10 protein-coding genes and 1 pseudogene are annotated in these 12,240 nt (G+C 62.6%); 7 read left to right on the top strand and 4 right to left on the bottom strand.

Going from position 1 to position 12,240, the window contains the following annotated elements; all coding sequences use genetic code 11:
* Positions 1-47: 47 nt before the first annotated feature.
* The 6 genes from miaA to AC58NV_RS01035 all read left to right on the top strand — a co-directional run bounded on the left by miaA (position 48) and on the right by AC58NV_RS01035 (position 8,415).
* The gene (gene miaA, locus AC58NV_RS01060; protein WP_497225498.1) at positions 48-908 is read left to right on the top strand and encodes a tRNA (adenosine(37)-N6)-dimethylallyltransferase MiaA; all 861 of its coding nucleotides are present in this window, start codon (positions 48-50) and stop codon (positions 906-908) included.
* Positions 909-1,038: 130 nt separating this feature from the next.
* Entirely contained in the window at positions 1,039-1,851 is an 813-nt protein-coding gene (locus AC58NV_RS01055) for a helix-turn-helix transcriptional regulator (RefSeq protein WP_497225497.1), read from the top strand.
* Positions 1,852-2,163: 312 nt separating this feature from the next.
* On the top strand, positions 2,164-3,828 hold the full coding sequence (locus AC58NV_RS01050; protein ID WP_497225496.1) for an ABC transporter substrate-binding protein: 1,665 nt from the start codon (positions 2,164-2,166) through the stop codon (positions 3,826-3,828).
* A 119-nt stretch (positions 3,829-3,947) separates the two neighbouring features.
* Entirely contained in the window at positions 3,948-5,000 is a 1,053-nt protein-coding gene (locus AC58NV_RS01045) for an ABC transporter permease (RefSeq protein ID WP_497225495.1), read from the top strand.
* Between the two features lie 15 nt (positions 5,001-5,015).
* Positions 5,016-6,230, top strand: a complete 1,215-nt coding sequence (locus AC58NV_RS01040) for an ABC transporter permease (RefSeq protein WP_497225494.1) — start codon at positions 5,016-5,018, stop codon at positions 6,228-6,230.
* A 94-nt stretch (positions 6,231-6,324) separates the two neighbouring features.
* Positions 6,325-8,415 carry a dipeptide ABC transporter ATP-binding protein gene (locus tag AC58NV_RS01035; protein WP_497225493.1) on the top strand — a complete coding sequence of 697 codons (2,091 nt, stop codon included), beginning with the start codon at positions 6,325-6,327 and terminating at the stop codon, positions 8,413-8,415.
* Positions 8,416-8,525: 110 nt separating this feature from the next.
* Here AC58NV_RS01035 and AC58NV_RS01030 read toward each other — a convergent pair whose 3' ends face one another.
* The 4 genes and pseudogenes from AC58NV_RS01030 to AC58NV_RS01015 all read right to left on the bottom strand — a co-directional run bounded on the left by AC58NV_RS01030 (position 8,526) and on the right by AC58NV_RS01015 (position 11,235).
* Positions 8,526-9,410 carry a sulfotransferase family protein gene (locus AC58NV_RS01030; RefSeq protein WP_497226377.1) on the bottom strand — a complete coding sequence of 295 codons (885 nt, stop codon included), beginning with the start codon at positions 9,408-9,410 and terminating at the stop codon, positions 8,526-8,528.
* A gap of 288 nt (positions 9,411-9,698) precedes the next feature.
* Positions 9,699-9,911 (bottom strand): annotated as a pseudogene (locus tag AC58NV_RS01025) (tetratricopeptide repeat protein); the annotation flags it as partial.
* Positions 9,912-10,156: 245 nt separating this feature from the next.
* Positions 10,157-10,531: a hypothetical protein gene (locus AC58NV_RS01020; protein WP_366663308.1), complete on the bottom strand. Its 375-nt coding sequence runs from the start codon at positions 10,529-10,531 to the stop codon at positions 10,157-10,159.
* Between the two features lie 119 nt (positions 10,532-10,650).
* Positions 10,651-11,235 (bottom strand): lytic transglycosylase domain-containing protein, encoded by a 585-nt coding sequence (locus tag AC58NV_RS01015; RefSeq protein ID WP_497225492.1) that lies wholly within the window; start codon positions 11,233-11,235, stop codon positions 10,651-10,653.
* Positions 11,236-11,468: 233 nt separating this feature from the next.
* On the opposite strand from AC58NV_RS01015, the gene ssb reads away from it, so the two are divergent.
* Complete coding sequence (ssb, locus tag AC58NV_RS01010) at positions 11,469-11,987, top strand: single-stranded DNA-binding protein (protein WP_497225491.1); 519 nt, start codon at positions 11,469-11,471, stop codon at positions 11,985-11,987.
* Positions 11,988-12,240: the final 253 nt, after the last annotated feature.

Raw genomic sequence — 12,240 nt, 5'->3', positions numbered from 1 at the left:
TTCCGCGCATATTTGCGGAACATGCCCAAGAGACGGACCGCACCCGGATGAACCTTCCCGAAATCGACCCCGGCAAACTTGTGCTGATTGCAGGCCCCACCGCCTCAGGAAAGTCCGCGCTGGCACTGGATATTGCGGCCCGTCAAGGCGGAATCATTGTCAATGCAGACGCCAGCCAGGTCTATGACTGCTGGCGGGTGATCACTGCCCGCCCCTCGGCAGAGGAAGAAGCGCAGGCGCCGCACGCGCTGTATGGCCATATGCCGTTTGACGCAGAGTATTCGGCCGGCCATTGGCTGCGCGAGGTTCTGCCGCTGCTGAAGGGGCCGGACCGGCTGATCATCGTCGGCGGCACCGGTCTCTATTTCACCGCGCTGACTGAGGGGATGGCCGAAATTCCCGCCACCCCGCCGGAAGTCCGCGCCGAAGCCGACACCCTGCCCCTGGAGGCGCTCAGGGCAGAGCTTGATGCGGAAACCGCCAATCGCATCGACCTGATGAACCGCGCAAGGGTGCAGCGCGCCTGGGAAGTGCTGAAATCTACGGGGCGGCCATTGGCCAGCTGGCAGGACGACACCCCTGCCCCGGCGCTGCCGCTGGAGAATTGCACGGCGATGGTCCTGAACTCGGACAAGCAATGGCTGGAGGAGCGCATCCGCAAGCGGTTCGGAATGATGCTGGATCAGGGCGCCATGGCCGAGATCGAAGCAATGCGCGGGCGCTATGACCCCGCCTTGCCCTCCTGCAAAGCGATCGGCGTGCCGGAACTGATAGGCTATGCCGAAGGGCGCCTGACGCTGGAGGAAGCCGAGGAGCGCGCAGCTATTGCCACCCGGCAGTTCGCCAAACGCCAGCGCAGCTGGTTCCGCGCCCGGATGAAAAACTGGCATCAGATCACACTGGCCTAAGCGGGTGCTTCCAGCACTCGACCCGTAAAACTTTCGACATTTTCAGTTTCGGCTAGCGGAAACTTGCCAGAATCAGCAATCCGTGAGCTGTTTCCGCCACCAACACCGGTTCTGCTGCCTAAGATTGCTGATGCCCTTTGATTCAGATCTTCCCAGAGAGTTCCATGCCGCGCCGCTGGTGCGGCTGGCCCCGGAAGGCGGCTGGCAGACCGGGCTGGCCCATAGCCGCTGCGACCATCTGCTGATCTGGATCACCCGCGGACAGGGCCGCATTCTCCTGAACGGGCAGCAGCGCGGCTTCGGCCTGCACAGCGTCATCTTCATCCCGGCCGGGGCGCTCTGGTCCGCCGAATTCACCCGCCAATGCCTGGGCCAGGTGCTGACGATGACCGGCCCCCTGCTGCCGCCGTTTCCGGAGGAGCCGGTGCACAGGCGCTTTTCCAGCCTTCAGGAGCAGAGCAGTCTTGCAGGCCATTTCGAGGCCATCAGCCGCGAACAGGCTGCGCAGGCGCCGCTCTGGCGCCGCGCCGTGCAGGCCCATTGCGAGCTTGCCGCCATCGCCTTGCAGCGGCAGCCGGAAACTGCTGCACAGCCGCACAGCCAGACAGCGGCGCAGCGCCTGTGCCGCGCCTATTGCCGCCGCATTGCCGGGCTGCAGGGATGCCGGTCCACAATGGCTGAGCACGCCGCGGCCTTGAGCGTGACGCCGACCCACCTGACCCGGGTCTGCAAGAAGGTTTCAGGCAAGACCGCCGCCGCCCTTCTGACCGAGCGCCAGCTGCATGCCGCCCGCACATTGCTGACCGCCACCGGACTGCCCATTCGCGACATCGCCGCCCGGCTGGGCTTTGGCAGTGCGGCCTATTTCACCCGCTTCATCTCGCAGCACACCGGCGAGCCCCCCAGCAGATTGCGCGAATCCGCCCGCAGCAGAACGCAATAGACTGATCCGTCAGAAGAATCCTGCAGCACGGTCCCGCGGGCCGCAATTTCAGCCAAGTGCCCGCCCATATTACTGGGCAGTTTTGAACAGTATGCGGCCGTATGCCGTCCCCAATAATAAAACCGACGCCAAAAATGTCGTATTTTTACACGGAAACGACGAAACTGTGCATTGACGAAACGTCCCATCTCTGCCGGAATGCAGGCATGGGGAAACTTTAATCCAAAACTCGAACCATAAACGCCCGGCCAACCGCTGGGCCAATATCCGTTTCGCACAAAAATGACCGAACGGTACGACAGGGAGACCTAAATGACCAAAGACACCATCAACGGAGCCCCGATCCATTGGGCCGCCAAGATGCACGCCAAGGAAGTGCTGGACGGCAAACTGGACCGCCGGGAGTTCCTGACCCGCGCCACCTCGCTGGGCGTCACCGCCGCCGCAGCCTATGGCATGATCGGCCTGGCCGCCCCGGTTAAGGCTGCCGAGGAAAAACAGCAAGGCGGCACCCTGCGCGTGCAGACCGAAGTCCGCCCGCTGAAGGACCCGCGCACCTTTGACTGGTCGCAGATGGCCAACAAGACCCGCGGCACCATCGAATACCTGGTGGAATACAACAACGACGGCTCCTTCACCGGCATGCTGCTGGAAAGCTGGGAGATCAACGAGGACGCCACCGTCTACACCCTGAATGTCCGCCAGGGCGTCAAGTGGAACAACGGCGACGACTTCACCGCCGAGGATGTTGCCCGCAACATCGCCGGCTGGTGCGACAAAGGCCTGGAAGGCAACTCGATGGCCGGCCGTTTCGGAACCCTGATCGACAACGACACCGGTCAGGCCGTCGAAGGCGGCATCGAGGTTGTCGACAGCCACACTGTCAAGCTGAACCTGCCGGCCTCCGACATCTCGCTGATTGCAGGCATGGCCGACTATCCGGCAGCAATCGTTCACTCCTCCTTCCAGACCAATGACTTCACCCAGAACGTCGGCACCGGCCCGTTCCTGCTGACCGAGCTGGAAGTCGGCGTGCGCGCAGTGCTGCAGCGCAACGACGACCACGCCTGGTGGGGCGAGGCGATTTATGGCAAGCCCGCGCTGGACACCATCGAATACGTCGATTTCGGCACCGACCCGTCGTCCTGGCTGGCAGCCCTGGAATCCGACGAAGTCGACATGCTCTATGAATCGGTTGGCGAATTCATCGACGTGATGGACGGCCTCGGCTACAAGAAGTCCGAAGTTGTCACCATGTCCTCGATCGTTATCCGCACCAACCAGCTGGCGGAAATCGACGGCAAGAAACCCTATGCCGACAAACGCGTCCGCAAGGCGATCCAGATGGCCGTCGACAACTCGGTCTGCCTGGAACTGGGTTATGGCGGCCGCGGCGAACCGGCAGAGAACCACCATGTCGGCCCGATCCACCCGGAATACGCCGAACTGCCGCCGCAGAAGGTTGATCCGGAAGGCGCCCGTGCGCTGATGGAAGAAGCCGGCATGATGGATTACGAGCACGAAATCCTGTCGATCGACGACGACTGGCGCCGGAACACCACCGATGCGGTGGCAGCACAGCTGCGCGATGCGGGCTTCAAGGTGAAGCGGACGGTTCTGCCCGGCTCGACCTTCTGGAACGACTGGGCCAAGTATCCGTTCTCCTCGACCAACTGGAACCACCGCCCGCTGGGTGTGCAGATCTGGGCACTGGCCTACAAGTCCGGCGAAGCCTGGAACGAGTTCGGCTGGGAAAACGCGGAATTCGACGCGCTGCTGGCCGAAGCCCTGTCGATCGCAGACGCCGACAAGCGCCGCGAGATCTCTGCCAAGGGCCAGGCCCTGATTCAGGAAGAGGGCGTGACCATCCAGCCCTACTGGCGCTCGCTCTACCGTCACATGCGCGAAGGTGTTGTCGGAGCCGACATGCACATCTCCTTCGAGCATCACCACTACAAGTGGGGCTGGGCAGCCTAAGCCCGACCGGCTCCTGCCTCCTGCACCGTCCCTCCTCCGGGGCGGTGCTTTCCAGCTCATAAGATAAGAGACCCGCCCCGCGAGCCGGGTCCGATCCGCCAGACTGACAGGGGACCCCCATGGGACTTTTCATTCTCCGCCGCTCGGGCGTGATGCTGCTGACGGCCTTGTGCCTGACGTTCATCGTGTTCTTCCTGACGAACCTCTACCCCAACCTCGAAAAACTCGCCAAAACCCAGGGCAACTTCCGCATGTCGGACGAGGCCGTGGCCAGCTGGCTGGACGCCAACGGATACGGCGGATCCATGGTTTCGAAATACGGGCAATGGCTGGGCGTTCTGCCGGGCTGGACCCGGGAGACCGAGAAAGGGTTCACCGGCCGCTGCATGACTGGCGAGGTTAGCGCCGAGGAAGCTGCCGAAGCCCCGACCTTCTGCGGCATTCTGCAAGGCGACTGGGGCTATTCGACCCGGTTCAAGGATGAAGTCTCTTCCATCATTGCCGAGCGCCTGGGCAATACCGGCCGCCTGATGTTCTGGGTGCTGGTGCTGATGGTGCCCTCGGCCCTGATCATCGGGGTGCTGGCGGGGATGCGCGAGGGGTCGGCCACTGACCGCAGCCTCTCGACCGCCTCGATCCTGACCACGGCAACGCCCGAATATGTCTCCGGCGTGATTTTCATCGCCGTCTTCACCTCCTCCACCGTCGGGCTGAAGTGGTTCAAGGGCACCGCCACCTCGGCGATGGACAACCCGAACTTCGAGAACTTCTTCCTGCCGGTGCTGACCATCGCGCTTTACGGCATGGGCTATATCGCCCGGATGACCCGCGCCTCTATGACCGAGGTGATGACCGCGCAATATATCCGCACCGCGCGCCTCAAGGGCGTGAGCTTCCACAACATCGTTCTGAAGCACGCGCTGCGCAACGCGCTGATTGCCCCCTTCACCGTCATCATGCTGCAGTTCCCCTGGCTGCTGAACGGCGTGGTGATCGTCGAAACCCTGTTCAACTACAAGGGCTTCGGCTGGATCCTGGTGGAAGCCGCGGGCAACAACGACATCGAACTGCTGCTGGCCGTCTCCGTGGTCTCAGTCTTCGTGGTGCTGGTCACCCAGCTGATCTCAGATATCGGCTATGTGTACCTGAACCCGCGTATCCGGATCTCTTAAGGAAGGCAGCAGAGCATGGAACCTCTTAGCACATTCGAAATTGCGGGGCGTATCATCTACCAGCTGTCCCCGGTCTGGTTTTCGCTGATGATCCTCTTCGCGGCCTCCATCGGCTTCAAACGGCGGCTGGGTCTTTACGGCAAGCTGTTTGACAGCCCCATCGGCATGATCGGCTTTGGCCTGGTGATGTTCTGGGTGTTCACCGGCATCTATGGCGCCATGGACATGATCATCACCCATGACCCGCTGGTTCAGGTCTCAGGCATGAAGAACAAAGTGCCCGGCACCCCGATGAACGGCGCCACCGAAGCGGACTACCCCTACTACCTGCTGGGTGGAGACAACCTGGCGCGCGACGTCTTCAGCCGCCTGGTCAAAGGCGCCTGGGAAGTCATCAAGATCGCCCCGATGGCAGCCGTCTTCGCCTTCATGGTAGGGATCACCCTGGGCCTGCCCGCGGGCTATTACGGCGGCCGTCTGGACACCACCCTGTCCTTCGCCGCCAACCTGATCCTGGCCTTCCCGGTGATCCTGCTGTTCTACCTGCTGGTCACGCCCGAGATCGTCGCCACCGGTGTTCCGAACTACATGGCGATCGTTCTGTTCATCTTCCCGATCGTCTTTGTCGGGGTGCTGCTGAACTCGCGCTATTACACCCGGCCCAAGGTGCGCAACCTGGTGCTGCCGCTGGTTCTGGGGATCATCATCTGGTTCTACCTGCAGCTGGTCTCCAACGGCGGCTACCTGATCAACACCCCGGCCTATTCGATCCCGGGCCTGCCCCGCGTGATGGATATGTTCGACATCCCCGGCGGTATCCTGGTGGTGTTCGTCTCGGTGGTCTTCGTCAACTCGCCCACGGTGTTCCGTATCGTGCGCGGCCTGACGCTGGACATCAAAACCCGCGACTACGTGGCGGCGGCCCAGACCCGCGGCGAGGGCCCCTGGTACATCATGCTGTGGGAGATCCTGCCCAACGCCCGCGGGCCGCTGATCGTCGATTTCTGCCTGCGCATCGGCTATACCACCATCCTGCTGGGTACCCTGGGCTTCTTCGGCCTCGGCCTGCCGCCGGAAAGCCCGGACTGGGGGTCGACCATCAATGACGGCCGCAAGCTGTTGTCGATCTACCTGCACCCGGCGCTGCCGCCTGCCTTTGCGCTGCTGACGCTGGTTCTGGGTCTGAACCTGCTGGCCGACGGCCTGCGCGAAGAAAGCCTGAAGGATTGATCCGGCTGGGGGACCGGCCTGCCCGGTCCCCCGGTAAATTGGAGCCAGATGAAGGGGATATCTTCCCCTCCCGCTCCAACAGGGAGAAAAGAACATGAACAAACTGGCAGACTACGACGGCCCGATCCTTGAGATTAACAAGCTGTCGATCTCCTTCTTCACCCGCCTGCGCGAAATCCCCGCTGTGATGGACTTCTCGGTGGCTGTGCAACCTGGCGAGGCGGTGGGCCTTGTCGGGGAATCCGGCTGCGGCAAATCCACTGTGGCGCTTGGCGTCATGCAGGACCTTGGCAAGAACGGCCGGGTCGTCGGCGGCACCATCAAGTTCAAGGGCCGCGACCTGGCGGAAATGAGCAAGGAAGAACTGCGCGACATCCGCGGCAACGAGATCGCGATGATCTATCAGGAGCCGATGGCCTCGCTCAATCCGGCGATGAAAATCGGCAAGCAGCTGATGGAAGTGCCGATGATCCACGAGGGCGTCAGCGAAAGGGAAGCCTACCAGCGTGCGCTGGAAGTGGTGACTGACGTGCGCCTGCCCGACCCGGAGCGGATGCTGAACTCCTTCCCGCACCAGCTGTCGGGCGGCCAGCAGCAGCGGATCGTGATTGCGATGGCGCTGATGTCGAAACCCTCGCTGCTGATCCTCGATGAGCCCACCACCGCGCTTGACGTGACGGTGGAAGCCGCGGTGGTCGAGCTGGTCAAGGACCTGGGCAAGAAATACGGCACTTCGATGCTGTTCATCTCGCACAACCTCGGCCTGGTGCTGGAGACCTGCGACCGCCTCTGCGTGATGTATTCCGGCGAGGCGGTGGAGCGCGGCTCGATCCACGATGTGTTCGACGAGATGCAGCACCCCTATACCCAGGCGCTGTTCCGCTCGATCCCGCTGCCGGGCGCTGACAAGAACAGCCGCCCGCTGGTGGCGATCCCGGGCAACTTCCCCCTGCCCCATGAACGCCCGCCCGGCTGCAACTTTGGCCCCCGCTGCGATTATTTCGAGGAAGGCCGCTGCGATCAGGACATGGTCATCCCGATGTCGCCGGTGCATGGCAATGACCGGCACGAAACCCGCTGCCTGAAGTTCCAGGAAATCGACTGGAACGCGCCGATCACGGTGGGCGAGCAGAAGGAAAAGACCGCGCCAGGCAAAGTCGTCCTGAAGATGGACAACCTCAAGAAATACTACGAGGTAGCCGCCAACGCCCTGTTCGGCGGCGGCGACACCAAGGTGGTGAAAGCCAACGAAACGCTGAGTTTCGAGGCCCGCGAGTCAGAAACCCTGGCCATCGTCGGCGAGTCCGGCTGCGGCAAGTCCACCTTCGCCAAGGTGCTGATGGGACTTGAGACCGCCACCGAGGGCCAGATCCTGCTCGACAACCGCAATATCGAGCAGATCCCGATCGAGGAGCGCGATACAAAAACCGTCTCCGACGTGCAGATGGTGTTCCAGAACCCCTTCGATACGCTGAACCCCTCGATGACCGTGGGCCGCCAGATCATGCGGGCGCTGGAAATTTTCGGCATCGGCAATTCCGAGGCCGAGCGCCGCAAGCGGATGCTGGAGCTGCTGGATCTGGTGAAGCTGCCCCGCGCCTTTGCCGACCGGATGCCGCGGCAGCTTTCGGGCGGCCAGAAGCAGCGTGTGGGCATCGCCCGCGCCTTCGCCGGCGGCGCCCGGATCGTGGTGGCGGACGAGCCTGTCTCGGCGCTGGACGTGTCGGTGCAGGCGGCGGTCACGGACCTCCTGATGGAGATCCAGCGCAACGAGAAGACCACGCTCTTGTTCATTTCTCACGACCTCAGCATCGTGCGCTACCTCTCCGACCGGGTGATGGTGATGTATCTGGGCCATGTGGTGGAACTGGGCGACACCGATCAGGTCTTCGCGCCGCCCTACCACCCCTATACCGAGGCATTGCTGTCGGCGGTGCCGATTGCCGACACCTCGGTGGAGAAGGAGCACATCGTTCTGGAAGGCGACATCCCCTCGGCGATGAATCCGCCGCCGGGCTGCCCGTTCCAGACCCGCTGCCGCTGGAAGTCCGAAGTGCCGGGCGGCCTCTGCGAGAAGGAAGTCCCGCCGGTGCGCACATTGGACGGCGGCCACCAGATCAAATGCCACCTCAGCGACGAAGTGCTGGAGCGCATGAAGCCGGTGATCAAGGTCGCAGCGGAATAGCCTGCGTTCCGGCAGCCAAGCCGCATCAGAAACAGCAAAGCCGGGGTTGCAACGCCCCGGCTTTGTCATGAAGTTCAGCGAAGAAATGGCAGGCTGCTCCGGCCTGCCTTTTACTTTTTCCAGCAGGGGTCAAACTGGCCTGTCTCGGCCGCATTCCGGTCCCATTGCTCCCACTGGCGGATCCATTCCTCTCCGCCCAGGGCATCAATGAGCGGCTGCAGGTGTTCCTCGTAGCGGCGCCCTTTTCCCAGTCCCCTGGTATTGATCGCCTGCCGCACCTGCATCAGCGAAGCTGTTCTTACCATACGCGCGTTCTGCTCCGGATTGAGGCAGCCCGCTTCCCACGCCAAGCCTGCATGTTCAAGTATTGCCCTGATTTGCAACTCGGGGCTGGTCACCAGTGCTTCATATGATTGCACACGCAGTGCCTTCCCCAGCTTAGCCTGGTAATCCAGTGCCGAGCGGTACACGCAGCGCGTCATGTGGCCAATCCGGTCCAGCCGTTGGGAAAACCTGTTGCCATACGCAAAGTTCATCATGAAATAGGACAGCCCTGTGTCCAGCGGATGCCGCGACAGAAACAGAAACCTGGCGTTCGGCAGCAGCAGCTGAGCCAGGCCCATTTCAAAGACGTTCAGCGGCATCTTGTCGACAACAACCGGTTTGTCCGGCTTTTCCTGGTCAAAGGCAAGCTGCCAGAACAGGTTGCGGAACTTCAGCAACTCATCGGTGCCCAGCCGGCCCAGCCAGTTCCACCACCCGCTGTCACCGTGCTGCACAGCAATATGCTGCCGGACGGCGCTTGCAGTTTTGGACAGCGCTGTACTTTCGCCGATGCTGGCAACCTGAGAATGCTGCGTCAGGCAGGCTTCCAGCAGCGTAGTACCGCTGCGCGGCAGGCCAGTCACAAACAGCAAGCGCGGGCTTTCCGGATCCTCCTCTCCATTACCCCCGCTCCACCCCGACGCCAGCTGCGCCTCTATGCGCGCCTCCATAAGCTCCGCGTCATAGGCCTCCTCTGTCAGCCCATTGGCGCGGCAATAATGATCGAAGGCGGCCGCAGTGTGGCCTGCCTTGTCCTCGATACTGCCAAGCGCGAAATGAGCCAGGATCCGGTGCCGCCGGGACATTTGCGCGTCCTCCAGGGCGGCCCGCAACCGGGCCGCGAAACTGCTTCCGCTGGCAAAGGTCTGCAACTGGTTGAAAGCCGCCAGCAGCCCGATGTCGCCCGGCTGCAGGGCCAGTGCCCGGCGGTATGCCTCTGCTGCTGCTGCCTTGCTGCCGGAGGTGGCCCGCACGGCGGCGAGCTTCCCCCAAGCCTGCGGCAGGTCCGGGTTGTTCTCCAGCAGCACCTCCAGCAGTTTGGCAGCCGTTTGATTGTCGCCGAGCTGCAGATAGCAGGTGGCAGCGCGGTCAAGCGCCTGGATGCTGGCAGGATCCCGCTGCAGTTTGGGCACAAGAAGCGCAAGCGCCTGAGCAAACTTGCCCGCCTGCATTAAATCAGACACCACATCTGCGTGCCGTCCTGCACCTCCGGGCAGTTCAGCCCCAATTTGTGATTGTTCCATGCTTCGCCCAAAACCTCTGATTTTGGGCAAACCTTACTGTGCTTAGCTGAAAAACGGTAAACAGGGGCACAGCGTCGGCGTGGCGCCGATGGCATGGCAAATGCCCCATGCGCTGCCCGGAGGCGGCAAATGGGGCTCCTCAGCACTCCCCCACTCCCACAGGGGAACCGGTCTCAGCTGAGCAGCAGAACGGCAATCATCAGCAGGTTGATCGAGGCAAACTGCATCAGGCGCGGCGCCCGGCTGCCCTTGGCGGCGGCCAGCAGAGCGGCTGCCACAGACGCCGCAAGCCCAGCCTGTGCCAGCCCGCCGCCAAGCAGCCCGGCCAGCCCGGTTTCCGGCCCCCACGGCGAGCCCGGGATACCCATGCCCTTGAGCCCGACGCCGATCAGGATGCCCGTCACAGCCCCGGCCAGGCTCAGAACCGCGCTGCGAGGCTGCAGCGGCAGGCGGCCGGCCAGCACGCTGTCGATCATCTGGCGGGTGGGAACCGCGCTCGGCTGCCAGTCAATGCGCTCAAGGCGTTCGTCAAAGCTGTTGATATACAAGGCATTCCCTCCAGAACCTGCGTGCAGATTCACGAAAAATTAAGGCAAATGCTTGACACTCCGGCGGAGTTAACGGGGCATTAAGAAAGGTTATCCACAGGTTAACCCCCGCGCGGGCCCTAGCTGCCCCAAATCTTCTTCACGTAGTTCTGGGTTTCCTTGTAAGGCGGCACGCCGCCGTACTTCTGAACCGCTTCCGGCCCTGCGTTATAGGCCGCCAGTGCCAGCCGCCAGGAGCCGAACTTGCGGAACTGGCGCGCCAAATACCGGGCGCCGCCCTCCAGGTTCTGCTTCGGTACTGCAGGGTTAACCCCCAGCGCCCGCGCCGTGGCAGGCATCAGCTGCGCCAGCCCCAGGGCGCCCTTGTGCGACTTGGCATTGGGGTTCCAGTTGCTTTCCTGCTGCACCAGGCGCAGGAACAGTTCCTCCGGCACACCGTGCTGGCGCGCCGCACTCCGTGCCATCTCCAGATACTGCCCCCGGTACTTGCCGCTGTAAGGCAGCGTGCCGCCAGCGGACGGGATGCTGTAGGTCTTGGGCTGCAATCGGGCGGAGTTTTTGTATTGGGTCGCGGCACGGCCATCCAGAACCCTGGTATGGGCGGCAAACAGATCCCTGCGGTTCTTGGTGCTGAGGACATCAGCGGCCGCAGGCTGCCCTGCACCAACCATGGCAATCACCAAACCCGCAACGGTTTTGCGCATTTCCGCTGTCCCGACACTGTCCCACTTTGCGCAAATATAGCTAATGCGGAGCAAATTTAAAGCAACACAGGCGTCAGAAGCCGTCATTGGCGTTCAAACAAGCTTAAAACCATCCCCAGAGAGCTGCTTTCCTCACCCTGCCCGGGTCTATAGTGTGCTGGCAAAACTGCCCGGACGGATTCGCACCGGCCCGGCGAATGACAGGATATTCAGGAAATAAAGGACGGAACCCTATGGCCGGCTCACTCAACAAAGTCATGCTTATCGGCAACCTGGGCCGCGACCCGGAGGTGCGCAGCTTCCAGAACGGCGGCAAGGTCTGCAACCTGCGTATTGCCACTTCGGAAACCTGGAAGGACCGCAACACCGGCGAGCGCCGCGAGAAAACCGAGTGGCATTCTGTCGCTGTCTTTAGCGAGGGTTTGGTGCGGGTGTGCGAACAGTACCTCCGTAAAGGCTCCAAGGTGTACATCGAAGGCCAGCTGCAGACCCGCAAGTGGCAGGACCAGAGCGGCCAGGACCGGTATTCGACCGAGGTCGTGCTGCAGGGCTTCGGCTCCACGCTGACCATGCTGGACGGCCGCGGCGAAGGCGGCGGCGGTGGCGGCGGCCAGGGCGGCGGCAGCTATGGCGGCGGCAGCCAGGGCGGCGGCTACGGCGGCGGTTATGACAGCGGCTCGCAAGGCGGTGGCGGCGGCAACTTTGGCGGCGGAGCCTCCCACAACATCGACGACGACGAAATCCCGTTCTAAGTACACCCGAGCGAATCACGCAGCACGGACGGTTTACCTCTGCAGCCCTCTGGCTTTCCAGCCGGAGGGCTGTTTCTGTTTACGCTGTCCTTTCGAAGCCTTTACGGTAATTCTTGAGAGCTGAACAAAAGCAGGCCGCGCGCCTGCCGCTACCAGTTGCTTGAGCGGGGCCCGACGCGACCGCCTTCCCGGTCCGGCCGAAATATTTATTATATTACAATCTCTTAACCGATGACAGCCTCAGCCCGCCAGC

This window comes from Leisingera sp. ANG49, from assembly GCF_059694505.1.
Note: the sequence above shows the minus strand (reverse complement) of the source record. Positions and strands in the feature narration are given on the sequence as shown.